Genomic DNA, 19,332 nt, shown 5'->3' on the forward strand with positions numbered 1-19,332 from the left:
ATGGAATTGGTATCGTTTCGCCACTTCGTTTCAGCAAATCTTCACTGGAAGAGTCTATAGAGAGAAAGTGCTTGTTGATCACTGCGACCTTTATCAGATCTCTATAAGGTATCTCATCTTGTGCTGAATAGCAAGAGAATATGGTATCAAATGTTGCTCTAATTTTCTTTATTCCGTCATTCGATTGCATTATAGTAGATTTTATAACGATTATCACCGTGACCGGTAAGCTTTCATTGGAACCGCTTGATGCTTGTTGTGCATGACTCAAATCAAAACTATTACTTTCGCTTGTGAAAACTCGAGTCAGCTAGCATCGTTTTGGGCAGAGGCTATGGAAGGCGACCGCCGAGATCTTCCGTCCTATATTGATCCAGAGGTGGTTAATTTACCAGGAGAGGGACCAGATTTATTGTTCAAAGAAATGCCAAAGGGGACGCAACGAGATTTGCCGATTCACATTGATCTGACTGTAGAGGACCGCGAGTTGACCGTCAAACGGTTCTGTGACCTAGGAGCGTCCGTCCGCGAGACTAAGACTGAGACCTACGGACCGAACACGGAAACTTGGACAATAATGGAGGATCCAGAAGGCAACGGCTTTTGTGTGACTGAACAGTAAATTACCATCATCTGTTGTTCGATACACACCCAAATCAATCAAAATAGCTACTCCGCCTGTACTGATCAGTATAGATAGGCTCTTGCGCTCGACTCAGAAGCGTTCGACCAATGGCCTCGACGCAGACTTCGCGACGTGACGTCTTTCGAGCGATCGCAACGGGTTCGTACCGAGAGTGGCCAGCATACGACACGACAGGGTTATACGACCGAAGCTCGCTCGGGGCACTCGAAGAAGATATTCAAACTGTCACATCTGCCTGGTTTGCTCACGAAGCCCACAACTCAGTTGACGAGTTCATTTGTGAACTCCCGCTGCGATACGTTGATCTGACTCCCCATGATCAGTACGACGAGCCAGCAACGTACGCAATGCGAACGCTGGTACGGGTGTTTCTGCTGAAAGAAGCCTACGGCTGGGACCACGAAACAGCGCTCCTGGAGTATCTCAAAGACCAGCCAGTGATTCAACAGCAGCTTGGCTTTGAGACGCTTCCCGATCAGTCAACACTCTGGCGGACGTGGCACTGCCGGTTCTCATCTGATCTCCAGGAGACGATTCAGAAGAGCGCACAAACTGTTCTCATCAACGCTAACAGAGAAGACAGCGAAGTTCCCAGAGACCCGCTTCGTACCTCTGAGAGCCATGAAGAGACCAGTCCCACCAATCACGAAGTGCTCACCCATGCAGATGAGATTGCTGAACAAGTGAGTCATATTGTTTATCCGGTGTTCTCGCTCAATCGCGGAGACGGTTGTGAGATTCATCCGAATGCATTCTGGGATCTCCAAACGTACCTCGGGCTTCGGGAGAACTTGGCGGCGAACGAAGGAGCGCGCAGCTTTCTCTATGACTCCCAGCGAGATCGGACACCGTTAGGACACGCTCATCGGGATCATATCCGTGGTCTCTCGATTGAGTCGGTTCGCGAGATGTATCACGAGGTGTTGCAGCGGCTCATCGACCGAATGTCGGAGACAGAAGTTTTCCATCGTGCTGGACTCGTTGCGATCGACACGACCGAAGCAAAGCCTTTCACAGGCGATCGAACAGGCCACGAGGACGAGATACTCGGTACGAAAGATGGCGAGTACGCTTACCAGTGGGCAACCGTACAGTTGGTTGGGAAGGCTGTCCCGTTAGTCCTGGATGCTCGGCCGATCCGAAAGGGCGAGAGTCGCCGCAAGATCGTTGAGGACCTGCTAGACTCGGCGCAGGACCTTGTTCACGTCGATCGTGTGTTGATGGATCGAGCGTTCGACAGTCAGCATATCCTCGAAGAAATCGATCAACGCGGCCTCGGATATGTTGTTCCAAAGCGGATGCACACGAGTGAACGAACTCAAGTAAAGCGTCTACTTCGGTGGGATCGAGACCGCTACGTTACTGACCGCAAACTCCACTTGGGGAAGAATGAGTGGCATGAGACCACTCTAATCTACAGACGACGAGAAAACGCTGAGAGTAACGATTACACGCAGTACAGTGTTTTCATGACGAACTGCCGTCCAGGAGCGGTTCACTTCTATGGTTCTCGGTGGGAGATTGAAAGCGGCTACAAGAGCATCAAGCGATTCATGGCGGCAACGACGTCGAAGAACTTTGTGCTACGGTTCTTCTACTTCGCGTTCGCATGCCTGTTATACTCGATTTGGAGAGCTGTCGATCTACTCGTACAGATTGAGTTGACTGGCGAGTACGAACAGACACCACTCGTAACGGCTGAGAACACACTCACGCTGCTACAGAAGGGGACAGGAATTGGGTGAAGAACCGCTCTATCCGTATGAAAGAGCTGTTTCTGAGTGGCGATACTGCAAAGAATCTCGGAAGATCGCCGAGCCTATTCTTTGATGAATAGGAATTGGCGATGAGAGGGAGTCTGAAGTATCTTCGCTGGACCGATTTCTCTGAATTCACCCACTATAGGCCTGCTCAACCTACTGTAATCTCATCTTCCGGGCTCGTCCAGTAGTTGAGGCTGCGTCGCCCAATGCATATGGATCGACATTCGCTTCGCTACTTCGTTTCAGCAATCCTTCACGGGAAGAGCCGCCACAGAGGAATGCACACGTACCTTTTTCTCGTCGGGTTCGCTCGCGAGGCTCGCTCACCACTCCTCCAAAAATCTACGCTAAAAAGCCGCCTCGCGGGCTTCGCCCGCTTCGGCGGGGAACCGCTCGCTTCGCTCGCGGATGCTGGCGGTGATATCTGTTCCGCCTGTATTGATCAGTATAGATATACTCTTGCGATCGAGTTAGAAGCGTTCGACCATTGGCCTCCACGCAGTCTTCGCGACGCGATGTCTTTCGAGCGATCGCAACGGATTCACATCGAGAGTGGCCAGCGTACGACACAACACAGTTGTACGACCGGAGTTCGCTCGGGGCACTTGAAGAGGATATTGGGACTGTCGCATCCGCCTGGTTTGCTTACGAAGAGCACAACTCAGTTGACGAGTTCATTTGTGAACTCCCGTTGCAATACGTTGATCTGACTCCGCATGATCAATACGACGAACCAGCAACGTACGCAATGCGAACGCTGGTTCGGGCGTTTCTGCTGAAAGAAGCCTACGGTTGGGACCACGAAACCGCACTCCTGGAGTATCTCAAAGATCAGCCAGTGATCCAACAGCAGCTTGGCTTCGAGACGCTTCCTGACCAGTCAACACTCTGGCGGACGTGGCACTGCCGGTTCTCACCTGATTTGCAGGAGACGATCCAGAAGAGCGCACGAACCGTTCTCATCAACGCCAACAGGGAAGGCAGCGACGTTCCCAGAGACCCGCTTCGTACCTCTGAGAGCCATGAAGAGACCAGTCCCACCGATCACGAAGTGCTCACTCGTGCAGATGTGATTACTGAACAGGTGAGTCATATCGCCTATCCGGTGTTCTCGCTCAATCGTGGAGACAGCTGTGAGATTCACTCGAACGCGTTCTGGGATCTCCAGACATACCTCGGGCTCCGAGAGAATCTGGCAGCGAACGAAGGAGCACGTAGTTTCCTCTATGATTCTCAGCGAGATCGGACGCCGTTGGGACACGCTCACCGAGATCATATCCGTGGCCTCTCGATTGAGTCGATTCGCGAGATGTATCACGAGGCGTTGCAGCGGCTTATCGACCAGGTGTCAGAGACAGATGTTTTCCATCGTGCTGGACTCGTTGCGATCGATACGACCGAGGCAAAGCCGTTCACTGGCGATCGAACAGGCCACGAGGACGAGATACTCGGGACAAAAGATGGTGAATACGCTTACCAGTGGGCGACGATACAGTTGGTTGGGAAAGCTGTTCCATTGGTACTGGACGCTCGGCCGATCCGAAAGGGTGAGAGTCGTCGTGAGATCGTTGAGGACTTGCTAGACTCGGCGCAGGACCTTGTTCACGTCGATCGTGTGTTGATGGATCGAGCGTTCGACAGCCAGCATATTCTCGAAGAAATCGATCAACGCGGCCTCGGGTATGTTGTTCCAAAGCGGATGTACACGAGCGAACGAGCTCAAGCAAAGCGTCTACTCCGGTGGGATCGAGACCGCTACGTTACTGACCGCAAACTCCACTTGGGGAAGAACGAGTGGCATGAGACCCCCCTAATCTACAGACGACGAGAAAACGCTGAAAGTGACGATTACACGCAGTACAGTGTTTTCATGACGAACCGCCGTCCAGGAGCGGTTCACTTCTATGCTTCTCGGTGGGAGATTGAGAGCGGCTACAAGACCATTAAGCGGTTCATGGCAGCGACGACGTCGAAGAACTTTGTGCTACGATTCTTCTACTTCGCGTTCGCCAGTCTATTGTATTCGATTTGGAGAGCGGTTGATTTGCTTGTACAGATTGAATTGACCGGCGAGTACGAGCAGACACCACTCATAACGGCTGAGAACACGCTCACGCTGTTGAAGAAGGAGACCGGAATCGGGTGAACAGCTGCTCTATCCACATGAGAGAGTTAGTTTTGAGTGGTGACACTGGAAGCTATAGTAGTAGTTAGAAATAGTTGCTCACTTTTGGCGTAGAGAGTTGATCAAGAGCTGTATCAATCGCTGTCGTCAGCTCGTCAAGTGAATCAAAGAAGCGGTTGCTAAGAGACGCTTGAAGCTGTCTCCAGCATTCCTCGACAGGGTTCAGCTCTGGCGAATACGACGGCAACGTCACGAAGGCGAGGCCGTCACGGTCCGCAAGGTCCGTGACGGCCGACGCCTGAAAGTACGGCGCTCCATCGAGGACCACAATCAAGTCCTCCTCAAATTCTTTGCATAATGCCAAAATGAAATGTTTTGCGTGCTCGGCCGTGACGTACTCGGTGAATCGGGAGAAAAAGCGATCACCGTCTTCGGTGATTGCGCCGAGCAAACACGTCCAATCGCGTTGCCCGGAGAGTTCGACGGAGGGCCGCGTGCCGCGCGGGAACCACGCGGCACGCGGCTCGACCTGCACGGATTTCTTGGTTTGGTCGATGCAGACTATTGTGGCGTCCATCTCCCGCCGCTTTTTTTGATCTCGTCACGGAACGCTTCTTGATCGTCTTCATCAGCTTCGGCGGCTGTACGACGCGGTTTTTGATAGCTGAGTCCAGCTTCTTTCAACAACCGCCGACAACTCGGATAAGAGTACTCGACGCCGTAGGTTTCTTCGAGAAATTCCTGGACGAGCGCCGGCGTCCACGCCGGCGCGTCGATCCCGGCTTCCTCGGGCGGTTCGTGAACGGTTTGCTCGAATTCTTCTTGCTGTGATTCTGAGAGCTTTCGTTTTCTTCCGGATCGATGAGCATCAGAGACGGCTTGCTCAAGTGGTTCGTCCGTATCAAGTCGTATCAGCCAGCTATAGATCGTTCTTCGCCCGGTATCGTGCCACTCGGCAAGTTCGGTCTGCGTGACGCCGTTCTTGTACGCAATCGCAGCTAACAATCGTTGTGTCGGCTTGTTTCCCTCAACATTGTTGAGGGCGTCTTGAAGTTCTTCGACGGAAATCTCGTCGAGATGGTCCATTACATATGGCAACACCTTCCGAGCTGAAAGTTCTAACGACTACTATAACCCTCGTATATCTCATTGTCTGCTTGCTCTACTTGGTTGGACTCAGCAAGCAGACTTCTCAATCAACGGCTTTGTAAAGTGCTGATAGAGAATCCACAAGCAACGGCCAATCTTACAAGAGACGCTAGTCACCGCTACATAACTGTGGTGTGAGGCTTAACCAAAGATAAATGGAATCAGAATAGGCCAGGAACCAAGATGTACGTCAGTAACATTCCGAATAGGCCAGCAAACACTGCAAATATGATCATTGGGATGATAGCTTTCCGCAGCAGGTCCCCTTCACGCCCGGTGATTCCAACGACACCACAGATAGCGGCGATGTTCAATACCGAGACCATATTTCCGAGACCGCCGCCGACGTTCTGAAGGCTGACGGCGATTGTACGGGAGAGACCAACTGTGTCAGCGGCATTGTACTGGAGCACGCTAAAGAGAATGTTCGAAGATGTATTACTTCCAGTCATGAACGAACCGATGGCACCGATCAACGGTGAAATGAGCGGAAGCAGACCGCCGGCACCCATAGCTAACGCACGGCTGAGAGCCTCCATCATACCAAGGAAGTCAGCGGTATTCGTTTGTGACTGGATCATTATTTGGGTCATCGAGACGGCAATAACGAGTGTGAGTGCAGCGGGAGCAACCTGCTTAACCGAGCGTCGCCACGCCATGCCCATTTGGGATGTGTCCATCTTGTGGATGAACCCGGTAAGGATAGCGATAGGGATGAACGGCATCGTTCCTGGAAGATAGAGGTACTGGAGGGTGTATCCAAGCTCTGTACCAAGAATTGAGTCAAGACTAATAGAGAAACTCTGGATCCAATCGAGAACGGCGACACCACTGATAGTAAGGTCTGGCCACCGCGTGATGAGTAGCGCAAGCGCAACGAGTAGGTACGGTGTCCACGCTAACAGCACGGACATCTCCTTTTTCGACTGGTCTTGGGATACCTCATCAAGTTCGAGGCCGCCAAGCCATGTATCGCTCCACCTTGACTCCTCGGGAAAGTCCCACTCGCTCTCGGGAATGAGGATATTGTTGTTTGCAAGCTGAAGACCAACCGCGAGGACCACAAATCCGGCAGCGATATCCGGCAGCGCGGGTCCGACGAACCACGCGATCACTAATTGTGTACCTCCAGTGACAACACCAAGGAGGAGCGCAAATGGTGCAATGGGAAGAGTGCTCTGCACAGCCTTTGAAATGCTACGTCCACCGCTGGCGTCACCAAACCAGTATGTTAAGAAGAATACGCCAAGTAAGCCCCAAAACACGTACGTAAGTCCCGTGACAATACCAGACCACGCAGAGACTGCCGAGAGGAACTCATTAACGCTCATCGAGCCGGACAGAGCCGGTTCAATAACTGCGCCGGTCCCGCCGGTAACAGGTGTCCCGGCCGCACCGAATGGCGGATTTGGGGCGTTGAAGTAAAGACCGAATACTGCGGCGGCTAACGGCGGGAATCCAAGACCAATGAGCAACGGTGCAGCGAGCGCGCCCGGAGTACCGAACCCTGCCGCGCCTTCAATAATAGTCATAAAGCCGAGGCCGATGAGCAACACCTGAATTCGCCGATCCTCTTCGATCTGACCGAAGTACCACCTGATAGTGGCGATAGCACCGCTCCCTTCGAGGTAGTTCATCAAGAGGATAGCACCGAAAACGATGAGAATGATGTCTACGGCTTGAAGCGCGCCGTAGATCGCTGACGCCAGTAGCCATGTTGGATCCATACTCCAGTACGTGAGTCCGATACCGCCCGCGAGCAACCATCCGACCCCCATTGCGCGGGCCGCTGACCACCGAAGTCCAGCCAGCAATACGAACGCGACGCCGATCGGAATGACACCGACAAGCGCCAGTGTGAGTACATCAGGCATAGTTACTGATTTTAGCTGTATTTCGGCGTCGCGTAACCAACCGTATATCATTTTCTTTTTGTTACAGCATCCACTATAGTCTTCCATGAATGTCTATTATATAATGGAAATATGTAACATATTCTATCAGAGGGCCTACAGAGGGAAACACCCATTAGGTTGTTTCATAAATTGTTGTTCTATGTCTGCCGAGCCAATCACGACCTTCGAATCGTCCCTTGAGGAAGTCGGGGTCGAACTCGTCCGGACAAGTACGGATCAGTTCGAGTCCACGCTGATCCCGCTTCTCAGCACACCCGCAGTCGGCGCTCCGCTCCCGTTCGAGAACGTCTCTCTACCGGACGCCGTAGAGACCGATCCTGGGGTAGAGGAACTCGAGGCCGCTAAAACCGGCGTCACCGCCGCCGGATACGGTATCGCCGAATACGGGTCCGTGATTATCCAAGGCGGCCCCGACGGCGAGGAACCGGCAAGCCTCTACGCCGACGAACACGTCGCCGTCGTCGCGGGCAGCGACGTCCTCCCGGACATGGACGCGACGTTCGATCGGCTCGCCGAGGATATTCGTAGCGACGCCGGGCAAGCTATCATCGCAACCGGACCGAGCGCTACGGCGGACATGGGCGCGCTCGTAAAGGGTGCGCACGGACCGGTGGAAGTCACCGTCGTTCTCCTGGAGGACAGATAGATGAGCGTCGATACCCGCCAACGGAAAGCTGAACGCATCCGCCACCTTCTCGAAACCGAAGGCGACAGCGTCCACAAGAACACGCAGGTCTTCAACAACGGCCGTTACGAGTCCACCGCGGATCTCGAGGACTACGAGGAACTCAAAGACGAAGCCCGCGCCATCAAAGAGGATGCCATCGAACGCCTCCCCGAACTCGTCAATCAGGTTACCGAAACGGTCGAAGCTAACGGCGGTACCGTCTACATCGCTGACGACGCTGCCGACGCGAACCGATACGTAACGGAGGTCGCCGACGGCCGCGACGTCGTAAAATCGAAGTCGATGACCAGCGAGGAGATCGAGGTAAACGAATCCCTGGAGGCCAGCGGGTCGGATGTCTGGGAAACCGACCTCGCCGAGTTCGTGTTGCAAGTCGCCGACGAGGCGCCCTCGCATATCGTCGCACCGGCCATTCACAAGTCCCGCGAGGAGATCGCGGAGCTGTTCAACGCGTATTTCGAGCCGGAGAAACCCCTCGAAACCGCCCAGGAACTGACGCAGTTCGCCCGCGAGTATCTCGGTGAGAAGTTCGTGGACGCCGAAGTTGGTATGACCGGGGCGAACTTCGTCACAGCGGATACCGGTACACTTGCATTGGTTACGAGCGAGGGCAACGCTCGCAAGTGCGTGCAGGCGACGGACACCCACGTCGCGGTCGCAGGCGTGGAAAAGATCATTCCACGTGTCGAGGATCTCCAGCCGTTTGTCGAACTCATCGGCCGGTCGGGGACCGGACAGGATATTACCTCTTACGTTTCGCTCTTCACGCCACCTGGTGATTCACCGACCTTCGATGTGGACGATGAACTTGGTTCCGGCGACGAGCGCGAATTTCACCTCGTACTCATCGACAACGGCCGCATGGAGATGCGTGAGGACGACCAGCTCCGGGAGACGCTGTACTGCATCCGGTGTTCTGCGTGCGCGAACTCGTGTGCGAACTTCCAGCACGTCGGTGGCCACGCTTTCGGTGGTGAGACGTACTCTGGCGGTATCGCCACCGGGTGGGAAGCCGGCGTTCACGGTGCCGACAGCGCCGCGGAGTTTAACGATCTCTGTACAGGGTGCAGTCGATGCGTGAATCAGTGTCCGGTGAATATTGACATCCCATGGATCAATACTGTTGTCCGCGACCGCATCAACCGCGGAAAGGATGGAGATCTCGACTTCCTTGTAAAAGGACTTACTCCTGATGAGGAACCTGGCGGAGTCGACCTCCAGAAGCGCTTATTCGGGAACTTCGATACGCTGGCGAAACTCGGTTCGGCGTTCGCACCGCTTTCGAACTGGGTCGCACAGGCCGGTCCCGCCCGCTCTCTGATGGAGCGGACTCTCGGCGTCGATAGCCGCCGTGAACTTCCGGAGTTCGAGCGTGAATCCCTCGTCGAGTGGTTCAAGAACCGTGGACCACAAGTAGATCCCGAAGAGGCACGCCGTCAGGTTGCACTATATCCCGATGCATACACAAACTACGTGCGCACCGAACGCGGAAAAGCCGCCATCCGCGTCCTCGAGGCGCTCGACGTCCGCGTCGACGTCCCGTCTGCCGGCGAGAGCGGACGCGCACCACTCTCACAGGGGATGGTGGCGACCGCCCAGTCCAACGCCGAGGACGTCTATGATGCCCTCGCACCCGCCGTCGCTGCGGGCCACGACGTCGTCGTCGTGGAGCCCTCGGACCTCGCGATGTTTCACCGGGAGTACGAACGGCTCCTCCCCGAGGACAATTACACTGCTCTGAAAAACCATAGTTATGAGATTCTGGAATACGTCTACGGTCTGCTGGAAAATGGCGCAGATATCAATGCACTCCCGGACGGAGACGACATGCAGATTGCCTATCACAGTCACTGCCAACAGCGCACGCTCAACCTCGAACCTTATACATTAGCGGTTCTCGAGGACTGCGGGTTCGACGTCAGGACCTCAGATGTAGAGTGCTGCGGGATGGCTGGAAGCTTCGGCTACAAGTCCGAGTACTACGAACTCAGCATCGATGTCGGCGAAACGCTCGTTGATCAATTTACGACGGAAAACACTGCGGACCGGACCGTCGTCGCCAGCGGCACGTCGTGTCTAGAACAACTTGACGCACTGCTTACGCGCCGGCCTGCACACCCAGTGCGTTTGCTGGATACATAGTAGTCAGATTGATGTCAGTACTTCAGAAAGTATGAATACTGCTAGAAAGAGGGAGGTCAGCCACCGTCAAATAAAATCTTAGGAGAGTTCCGTTAATATAATCTCTCCTCACACGTCTACAACGATAACTTCGTCAACAGAGCGCAGTCTCTCGGTTTCTCGGCTTAACCGAGCACGGATGCTGATTTGACCGAATTAACCGACAACAAGCCTGCTAAACGGACTGTAGTCTCCTCTTCCGGAACTGCCGCAGAAGTTGAGACCGGGATTCTCAATGCATACGCGTTGAACTCACCCAAATAGAGTAGAATACTACTTTAGCAAAGAACTATACTCCCCTATCTCGTTGGTGAAGACATGACCAATACAACTCCACCGGATGAATTCGCGGACATCAACGAGGTGGTTAGTGACGAGTGGGAGTCAGAGACAACCCCCTACGAGCGCGTTCGTCACGTTATCGCACACACCTACTCGCCCATGTCAGCCGATACTGTCGCTGAAGACGCGCGGACCTCACCGAAGACGGCACGGAAGCATCTGAACGCACTCGCCGATGAGGGATTCGTTGGTACTTCAACGGGGGAACACGGGGGGACGACCTATCAACGGTCATCGGAATCGCTCGTCGTTGAGCAGGCCGCAGACATCCTCGAACACGTCTCAACCGACGAACTCGTCACACGCATCACGGAGATGCGTGATCGGCTCAACAACTACCGGGCAGAATACGGCGTTGACTCACCTAAAGAGGTGATCATCGAGCAGACAAATCAAACTCTCTCCGAGACCGACTCCGATCAGTCCGATATCGACGCTGATACGCTCCAAGACTGGCAGACGACACGCCGAAATCTTGCATTCGCGAACGCTGCACTCTCGATTGCGAATGCCGAACGGTTTGTTGACGGTGACTCACGAACAACCGACGGTAGTGTCCCCGTCTAACAGATGGTGACGAGGAATGAGACAGACGAGTCCCACTCACTCCGAGGACCGATCGACCGGCCAGCGCTCCTCACGATTCGTGATATTATCGAGAGAGAAGAGCCACTCGCAGCGCCATCGCTTGATGACTACCTTAATCCGACGGTTCTGGAAGTCCTGCTCGAGGACGGACTCTGTCGTGCGAAATCCGCCCGGATTGATGTTCAGTGGACGACTCGAGCAGACTACAAATTTCACTATACGGACGCTGACGGCGTGAATTTCCGCTGGGGCAACCATCCACATGACGGTGACTACATCCATGTCCCGGGATGTGAGCACTATCACCCGCCTCCTGACGCCACTTCTGATCCTGACGACGTTGAAGAGTGCTGTATCAAGCAGTCTGTCGAAGTGCTCGTCACTCGAGCTGTTCTCAAACTATGGCGTGTTGCCTATCATACAGACTCCTACGACCCGCTGAATGCCGCGAGTAATCCGCCATAGGAAGTACAGGTAGCTATACTCGTTACTTTATACTGAGATACTTCAGCGGTGAGTCCTTCACCTGTACGTAGCGGCTGTTACTCTTGAGTACTGTTGCGCTCGTAGACGAACACACATTACGTAGAGTTGCAAATATATCAAATTGCGCAATTAGTCTTGACTGCGGTAATGGGAAGCGAACATTTCTACAAAGATCCCGATAACTGGAACAAGTAGAGCTACCGTTCCGCTAAGTTCGCCCATCGAGATGAGCAGGTACGAGGCATAGGTGAACCCACCGAGTATCAGCAGACAGCCTGCAGTCAAGGACAGGGAATTTCCTACTCCGTCGAAATAGAGCCGAGACGCGCCCCAAAGAACGAAACACACTGGAATAGTCCACCTGACCACGGGTAGTGTCTGTGGATACATCGTCAGCACCCCAGCTACGAGACCCCCACCAATAAGAAGAGTCAAGAGACGCCCAATCGGACTTTTCCAGACCATACTAGCCGATTGACCAAAATTCATTATCCGAATGTATTTACAGTTTCCAATAAGTCTTCTCTCTGTCTGAAGCGGACGTATTCCCACCGTACTGGAGCGTGTCATAGAATCGTTCCCACAGGGTTGTTTTCACCCTGACCTTCAATGAATCAGCTGGTAGATCGAGCGTGCGTACGACTCACTCTCAGTCAAGTTAACGTAGAGAGGGGTTTGTGAAATGCCCGATCGTCTCTAGTGTCTCCCAATCACCAGTGAGAGAGTCTCGCAACATCTCATGGTGTTCTTCGTCAATCTTGTACTCCTCTTTATCACCGGCTTCGACTGCCTTCTCTAGGTTTTCGGCTTCCATATACACATAGAGGTACGCTGTGTCATCAGATGACAAGGTGAATGCCGTCTCTGTATAGACTCGTTCGTGTTGGAGTGTCTCTATGACTTCGGACTCTCGTTCTTCTAATTCCTTAAACCACGAACGCAGCCGATCTGTTTTCCCGTCCTCAATACGAGCACGAACGAGTTTGACTTCCGACATTGCTGTATATTATTAAAACTTCATAATTAAACCTAACGAAAAACATCCCCAATTTCTGTTACGTACGTACCCTGTACTGAGCAGGATAGATAATCACTTGCGATCGAGTCAGAAGCGTTCGCCGATGACCTCGACACAGGCTTCGCGACGCGATGTCTTTCGAGCGGTTGCTACGGACTCGTACCGAGAGTGGCCAGCGTACGACATGACAAGGTTGTACGACCGAAGCTCGCTTGGCGCACTCGAAGAAGATATCCAAACTGTCGCATCGGCCTGGTTTGCTCATGAAGCCCACAACTCGGTTGACGAGTTCATTTGCGAGCTCCCGTTACAATACGTTGATCTGGCTCCGCATGATCAGTACGACGAGTCAGCAACGTACACAATGCGAACGCTGGTTCGGGCGTTTCTGCTGAAAGAAGCCTACGGCTGGGACCACGAAACCACACTCCTCAAGAATCTCAAAGACAGGCCATCGATCCAACAGCAGCTTGGCTTCGAGACGGTTCCCGATCAATCAACACTCTGGCGGACATGGCACTGCCGGTTCTCACCTGATTTGCAGGAGACGATTCAGAAGAGCGCACGAACCGTTCTCATCAACGCCAACAGGGAAGGCGGTGACGTTCCCAGAGACCCGCTCCGTACTTCTGAGACCCATGAAGACAACCGTCTCACCGATCACGAAGTGCTCACCCATACAGATGAAATTACTGAACAGGCGAGTCATATCGCCTATCCAGCGTTCTCGCTTAATCGCGGGGACAGCTGTGAGATTCATTCGAATGCGTTCTGGGATCTCCAGACGTATCTCGGGCTTCGGGAGAACTTGGCAGCGAACGAAGGAGCACGCAGCTTTTTCTATGACTCTCAGCGGGACCGGACACCGTTAGGACACGTTCACCGAGATCATATCCGTGGTCTCTCGATCGAGTCGATCCGTGAGATGTACCACGAGGCGTTGCAGCGGCTCATCGACCGAGTGTCAGAGACGGAAGTTTTCCATCGTGCTGGACTCGTCGCGATCGATACGACTGAGGCAAAGCCGTTCACAGGCGATCGAACGGGCCACGAAGACGAGATACCCGGTACGAAAGATGGGGAGTACGCTTACCAGTGGGCGACTGTACAGTTGGTTGGGAAAGCCGTTCCATTAGTCCTAGACGCTCGACCGATTCGAAAGGGAGAGAACCGCCGTGAGATCGTCATGGATCTGTTGGACTCCGCGCAGGAACTCGTTCAGGTCGATCGTGTGTTGATGGATCGGGCGTTCGACAGTCAGCACATTCTCGAAGAAATCGACCAACGTGGTCTCGGGTACGTTGTTCCGAAGCGAATGTACACGAGCGAACGAGCTCAAGCAAAGCGTCTACTCCGGTGGGATCGAGACCGCTACGTTACTGACCGTAAACTCCACTTGGGGAAGAACGAGTGGCATGAGACTACCCTAATCTACAGACGACGAGAAAACGCTGAAAGTAACGATTACACGCAGTACAGTGTCTTCATGACGAACCGCCGTCCAGGAGCGGTTCACTTCTATGATTCTCGGTGGGAGATTGAAAGCGGCTACAAGAGCATTAAGCGGTTCATGGCAGCGACGACGTCGAAGAACTTTGTGCTACGATTCTTCTACTTCGCGTTCGCCTGTCTGCTGTATTCGATTTGGAGAGCTGTCGATCTACTTGTACAGCTCGAGTTGACTGGTGAGTACGAACAGCCACCACTCGTAACGGCAGAAAATACGCTCACGCTGTTGAAGAAGGAGACGGGAATCGGGTAAAGAGCCACTCTACCCGCGTGGAAGAGTGGGTTTTGAGTGGCGACACTGGAAGCTACCTCGGAAAAGCGTCGAACCCCTTCTAAAACTAACAGGAATTAGCGGCTGAGAGGGTGTCTGAAAGATCGCCCCTAGACTGATTTGTCCGAATTCACCGACAACAAGCCTGCTAAACGGCCTGTAGTCTCATCTTCTCACGTTTTCGGGATCTACCACCGCTACAAACGAGATCAGAGAGAAGTTAGCTCGATTTGAGACATCTGTATCTGGATCGGCTGGGGTAGTTCACCGATGACCAGTGATATCTAGCAAACAACGGCTTCCCATGCAAGATTTTGCGGAGAGTACGAGTACTGCGGCTCTCGAAGAGCGGTCTATGGACCGCAACCGCAGCTTCAGCCGGCCTCGAGAAGATATTTTCCGATCGCTCGGACGAACGTCTTGGCGGTCACGACTGGTGGGGAGCGAATATCACGGCCCATCCCGACTTTCACCAGATAATCAGTGAGTCGCCAGAGGTTGTACAGCAGGGCTGCGAACATGAAGCTGAACAACCGCACACGGTAGTCCTTCGAGGACGTCTTCGGGAGAAACGCCTTCACCGACTTGTACTGGTTTTCGATGTCCCAGCGTCGGCTGTAGCTGTTGGTGACGTGCCTGATCTCGTCGGGAGCGACGTGGTCACGGTTGGTCACGAACACGGCGTAATTGCCGTTTGCCTCCTCGTCAGTTGCTGGCACGTACAGGAATTCAGCGGTGTGGTGGAGTTCGCCATCGATGGCGAACGGAACATCATGCTTGACAGCGGCGTCAACGCCCTCTTTGCTCTTGATTTTCGCAATCGACTCGTAGTCGTTTTCGTACTTCGGTACCGGCGTCATGTACACCAACCCACGGTCGTGGATCGTTGCGTACACGTCGTTGCTGTAGAATCCTCGATCGAGGAGCACTTCGTCGAGATCGACGTACTGTTGGGCAGTCGCCAGCAATCGGTCGACCACATCCGCCTTCGAATCGGCTGGCGTGTCTTTCGGTTCCCACGCAGAGCGTTCTTTGACTGGTTCGATACCCAGGATGATCGGGACGTTCTTCCCGACGAGGGTAATCGTCGCAAACGTGTATCCGTATTTGATTCCACCGTCGTCTTTGTACCCGCTGACCATCGGCGGATAGTCTGCCTTCGGGATTTGCCTGTCCTTGTTGATCCACGGCCAGACGTGGTAGGGAACGTGTGTGAAGTCAATAGCCGCTGTTACGTGACGGTCATCGAACGGATCTTCGTGGCGAATCGTGTTGAGAACGTTCTCGGTTGCAACGTCGAACGAACTCATCAGCGTCTCGCGAAATTCCTCAGTAAAGGCGACGACATCTTCGATACTATACTCCTGAAGTGGCTTTGGGAGTTCCTGACCCGCTGGCGTGGCGAATTTCTTAATCACCCGGAGAAACGTTGAATCATCACAGACGTCGTTCTCGTCAAGAAACCAGCCGGCTTCACCTTCAGAGTGGGCACTTCCTTGTGTTAGGCATGCGTTAGCGAACAGATCGAGAATCTGCTTGTCCTCGTAGATCCTGTTCCCAGCTCTCCCAGAGTCGAACTCGCCGAAGCCGTGGCGACGGGCGAGTTCAACGACCTTGCTGCCATGGTCATGTACGTACTCGCGTGTCGCTGTTGACTGATCTTCGGTCTCCTCGATGTCGTTCCCGCTAGGTTGTGGTGGTAGCAGTACGTCGGTGATAAGGCCCTGATCGTGGGCTTCCAAGAGGATTCCTCGTGAAGCAGTCTCAAGCGTGACTTTCGTTTGTTCACTGAACTGGCTCCAAGCATACGAGATGTTCTGCTGGGTCGGTGGTTTGGTCATCCCAAACCCCTTCAGGAGTGCTGGGCGATTTGCAAGGCGATCTGCGAGTTCGCTCTGGGTGAGGTCGTGAACCGTCTGGTAGATGTAGAGCCGTGCCATCGACTCGGTGCTGAAGGTTGCTTTGTTCTGATTGCGGGTATCGCTGAGTTCAGCAACTGGAATCGAGACTTGGTTGAGCAGTCGCCAGAGTGTATCAACTTGATCACAGAGTGTCTTCGCGTGATAGACGATCGCTCCCGCCAGTGCGGGAGCATCGTCGTCCAGCCTCGGCGTCAATTCGTGTGACACAGTAGGCTAAAATATATGAATAGACGTGTATGAATACATTAGCCGGACGTCCAAGACTAGCTATAGGACATCAAACAGAAAACAGATGAATAATTAGGTAAAGCCGATCAGTTCTCTCTCTCCAGTAGTCGAAGTACGTTGGTTAGTGGACGATAATTACTGGGACCGGTGACCGTTTAGACACGGTTTCAGCCACGTTTCCGACGAGAAACCGGCGTGTTGCGCGACTCCAATCTGCACCGTGTGCCCCGAGTACAATCGTGTCGTAATCCTCGGCTCGGTCGAGAATATTTCGGGCAGGGTGACCGATACCGACGATTGTATTGAGCTCTCGACCATGCTCGTCAGCAACTTCACGAGCACGCTTGAAAACGGGTTCAGCGCGTTCGGCAGCAGCTTCACTGATGTCGTCTTCGAGGGTGAGACCAACCGCCTCCCCCATCATCATTGACGGGACGCCGACAACGTGTAAGACAGTGACATCAGCTTCGGGATGGTTCTCAAGGGCATACTCAAGGGCGTGGCTAGCGTGCTCGGAGTCATCCATCGGAACGAGAATTCGTGAGAGCATATCTCAAAAGATGTCATCCAGCTACCTAAGTCCCAGCCTCAGGCGACTCCCGGGATGAGGATGAAGAACCCGTAGGCGAGGACCGTAGACACGGACGGGCCGATAATCCACATCGAGATGTATTTCATTATCGCCCGAGGATTGAACAGATCACCCGCCTTGAGCACCTCTTCTGGTTCCTCTTCACCGATTGGCGCGGCTGGTTTACCTTCCATCTCTTCGGCGGTGATTGCACCGGGGACGATTTCGGGTTCGCCCGTGTCCCGAGTAACGGCCTCACGAAAAGTAATCGGGCGAGTTGCACGACCCCACCCGATCCCGACGATTGTCATCACCGTCGCCATCACGAGACTGATTGGAATCCCGATCCACGAGAGAAGCGTTGTAATCGTCGATGCAGTGACCATGACGAAGAGGGCTGCGAGCAGCGGGATGTCACTGAGTTCGCCCCCGACAGATTCCATCGTCCGGCGGGCAATGGTGAATCCACCGAATCCAATCGCAAGCGTAGCGATGATAATCGCCGTATCGTCAGGGAGTCCGCCTACGCCGCCGACCAGTGGCGCGGCAGCATTCGGGACATTACTTGCCCCGGCGCTGAACGCCATGTAACAGCCGATAACGAGCACAACTACTGTGGTACCGAGTTCTGCCCACGTCGTATTTGGGCCGAACGTGGGCTTTGGAATCGTTCCGTCTCGGTCAAGGGCCAGTAATGGGCCAGCTGATTTCTCAATCTGTACCCGTCGGTTGACTTCTGGGTAGATATATCGTCCAATAACGCCGCCAATCCAGAACCCAATAATTGGCGTGACGATCCACCATGAGACGATCTCGGCAATGGTGGCGTAGTTGAGTGTACCTGTCGCTAGTCCAAGACCGGCTATCGCGCCGACGGTCGTCATCGACGTTGGAACGGGGACGCCGAAGATATTGGCGATGAGGATGCCCAGTCCAATGAAGAAGAGAACGGCGACGCCAGCCGTAAGCGTGAGATCAGTCGTGATGATACCTTCGCTCAACGTGTCCATCACGTTCCGTCCGACAGTCCATCCGCCGAGAAAGACGAAAAACGTCATGAGCGCTGCTGCCGTCGTCTTTTTGACAATACCAGCACCGACGGGTGGCCCCCATGCAATTCCGGTCGATGAGCCACCAATATTGAATCCAACAAAGATAGACGCGATAATTCCTATTGCGAGAAGGGATCCGACCATCGGCCGATGATACAAGTATAGTCGCAAAATAAGTACCGTAATAGCTGAAGATGGTATGTTAGGAACCCTGATGTATTGCAGCTATTTGTCCAAATTGGCACCCATGTGCGGGTATACCTGCTGTGACGCCAGGAATTCGAAACTAAGAGAAGAGCGTTTGGAGCAATATCGCACCCATTCGTTGTTATGAGTATTTGTCATACATTACGGATTGTATAGTCTCTGTCCTCTTGATACTAGGTACCGCTTAGCGATAGAGGGTCGCATTATCACCGGACGAGTATGACAGGGATAGATGCCCGTCTAGATACGGTCTCAGCTACGTTTCCAACGAGAAAACGGCGTGTGACACGACTCCAGTCTTCGCCGTGAGCACCAAGTACGATCGTGTCGTACTTCTCAACTCGATCAAGGATATTTCGGATGGGGTAGCCGATACCGACGGTCGTGTTAATGTCTTGATCACGCTCGCTGGCTATTTTGTTGGCACGTTCAAAGACGGGTTCGGCACGCTTAGCAGCAGCATCACTAATATCATTTTCAAAAACAAGGCCGACTGCTTCACCCATCATCATTGATGGAGCGCCAACGACGTGTAAGACTGTAATATCTGCCTCTGGGTAATTGTCAAGGGCGTATTCGAGAGCCAGGTTAGCATGTTCGGAGTCATCCATTGGAACCAGAAGTCGCATTACGCTGCTTCTACGCAGTGAAATGCGATAAAAGTACTGTC

Annotated in this window: 15 protein-coding genes; 8 read left to right on the top strand and 7 right to left on the bottom strand. The window is 53.5% G+C overall.

Features of this window, described 5'->3' with window-relative positions; all coding sequences use genetic code 11:
* Window positions 1-262: 262 nt before the first annotated feature.
* From C484_RS07400 to C484_RS07410, 3 genes are all read left to right on the top strand, one after another.
* The gene (locus C484_RS07400; protein ID WP_006667125.1) at window positions 263-622 is read left to right on the top strand and encodes a VOC family protein; all 360 of its coding nucleotides are present in this window, start codon (window positions 263-265) and stop codon (window positions 620-622) included.
* A gap of 110 nt (window positions 623-732) precedes the next feature.
* On the top strand, window positions 733-2,391 hold the full coding sequence (locus C484_RS07405; protein WP_006825328.1) for a transposase: 1,659 nt from the start codon (window positions 733-735) through the stop codon (window positions 2,389-2,391).
* Window positions 2,392-2,896: 505 nt separating this feature from the next.
* Window positions 2,897-4,555: a transposase gene (locus C484_RS07410; RefSeq protein ID WP_049915100.1), complete on the top strand. Its 1,659-nt coding sequence runs from the start codon at window positions 2,897-2,899 to the stop codon at window positions 4,553-4,555.
* A 64-nt stretch (window positions 4,556-4,619) separates the two neighbouring features.
* Here the strand turns inward: C484_RS07410 and C484_RS22120 are convergent.
* Both C484_RS22120 and C484_RS07425 read right to left on the bottom strand, forming a co-directional pair.
* Window positions 4,620-5,620 (bottom strand): IS630 family transposase gene (locus tag C484_RS22120; RefSeq protein WP_086009387.1). Its coding sequence is split into 2 segments (ribosomal slippage): window positions 4,620-5,128 and window positions 5,128-5,620, totalling 1,002 coding nucleotides; the frame shifts between segments, so codons are not numbered across the junction.
* A gap of 224 nt (window positions 5,621-5,844) precedes the next feature.
* On the bottom strand, window positions 5,845-7,557 hold the full coding sequence (locus C484_RS07425; RefSeq protein WP_049915129.1) for an L-lactate permease: 1,713 nt from the start codon (window positions 7,555-7,557) through the stop codon (window positions 5,845-5,847).
* A 181-nt stretch (window positions 7,558-7,738) separates the two neighbouring features.
* Here C484_RS07425 and C484_RS07430 point away from each other — a divergent pair, with 181 nt between their 5' ends.
* The 4 genes from C484_RS07430 to C484_RS24920 all read left to right on the top strand — a co-directional run bounded on the left by C484_RS07430 (window position 7,739) and on the right by C484_RS24920 (window position 11,863).
* Window positions 7,739-8,245: a LutC/YkgG family protein gene (locus C484_RS07430; protein ID WP_006825333.1), complete on the top strand. Its 507-nt coding sequence runs from the start codon at window positions 7,739-7,741 to the stop codon at window positions 8,243-8,245.
* Window positions 8,246-10,429, top strand: a complete 2,184-nt coding sequence (locus C484_RS07435) for an LUD domain-containing protein (RefSeq protein WP_006825334.1) — start codon at window positions 8,246-8,248, stop codon at window positions 10,427-10,429.
* 357 nt (window positions 10,430-10,786) lie between these two features.
* Window positions 10,787-11,377, top strand: coding sequence for a DUF7342 family protein (locus C484_RS07440; RefSeq protein ID WP_006825335.1), 591 nt, complete (start codon window positions 10,787-10,789; stop codon window positions 11,375-11,377).
* A 3-nt stretch (window positions 11,378-11,380) separates the two neighbouring features.
* Complete coding sequence (locus C484_RS24920; protein ID WP_083867303.1) at window positions 11,381-11,863, top strand: hypothetical protein; 483 nt, start codon at window positions 11,381-11,383, stop codon at window positions 11,861-11,863.
* 679 nt (window positions 11,864-12,542) lie between these two features.
* Here the strand turns inward: C484_RS24920 and C484_RS07455 are convergent.
* Window positions 12,543-12,881: a DUF6176 family protein gene (locus C484_RS07455; protein ID WP_006825338.1), complete on the bottom strand. Its 339-nt coding sequence runs from the start codon at window positions 12,879-12,881 to the stop codon at window positions 12,543-12,545.
* A gap of 124 nt (window positions 12,882-13,005) precedes the next feature.
* Here C484_RS07455 and C484_RS07460 point away from each other — a divergent pair, with 124 nt between their 5' ends.
* Window positions 13,006-14,664 carry a transposase gene (locus C484_RS07460; protein WP_006825339.1) on the top strand — a complete coding sequence of 553 codons (1,659 nt, stop codon included), beginning with the start codon at window positions 13,006-13,008 and terminating at the stop codon, window positions 14,662-14,664.
* A 392-nt stretch (window positions 14,665-15,056) separates the two neighbouring features.
* On the opposite strand, the gene C484_RS07465 is transcribed toward C484_RS07460, so the two are convergent.
* The 4 genes from C484_RS07465 to C484_RS22130 form a co-directional block, all read right to left on the bottom strand.
* On the bottom strand, window positions 15,057-16,787 hold the full coding sequence (locus C484_RS07465) for a transposase (protein ID WP_152422668.1): 1,731 nt from the start codon (window positions 16,785-16,787) through the stop codon (window positions 15,057-15,059).
* A 166-nt stretch (window positions 16,788-16,953) separates the two neighbouring features.
* Window positions 16,954-17,382 carry a universal stress protein gene (locus C484_RS07470; RefSeq protein ID WP_006825341.1) on the bottom strand — a complete coding sequence of 143 codons (429 nt, stop codon included), beginning with the start codon at window positions 17,380-17,382 and terminating at the stop codon, window positions 16,954-16,956.
* Between the two features lie 38 nt (window positions 17,383-17,420).
* A complete protein-coding gene (locus C484_RS07475; protein ID WP_049915104.1) occupies window positions 17,421-18,599 on the bottom strand; it encodes an inorganic phosphate transporter in 1,179 nt (392 codons plus the stop codon).
* Between the two features lie 269 nt (window positions 18,600-18,868).
* On the bottom strand, window positions 18,869-19,291 hold the full coding sequence (locus C484_RS22130; protein ID WP_006825343.1) for a universal stress protein: 423 nt from the start codon (window positions 19,289-19,291) through the stop codon (window positions 18,869-18,871).
* Window positions 19,292-19,332: the final 41 nt, after the last annotated feature.

This window comes from Natrialba taiwanensis DSM 12281 (assembly GCF_000337595.1).
Taxonomy (GTDB): domain Archaea; phylum Halobacteriota; class Halobacteria; order Halobacteriales; family Natrialbaceae; genus Natrialba; species Natrialba taiwanensis.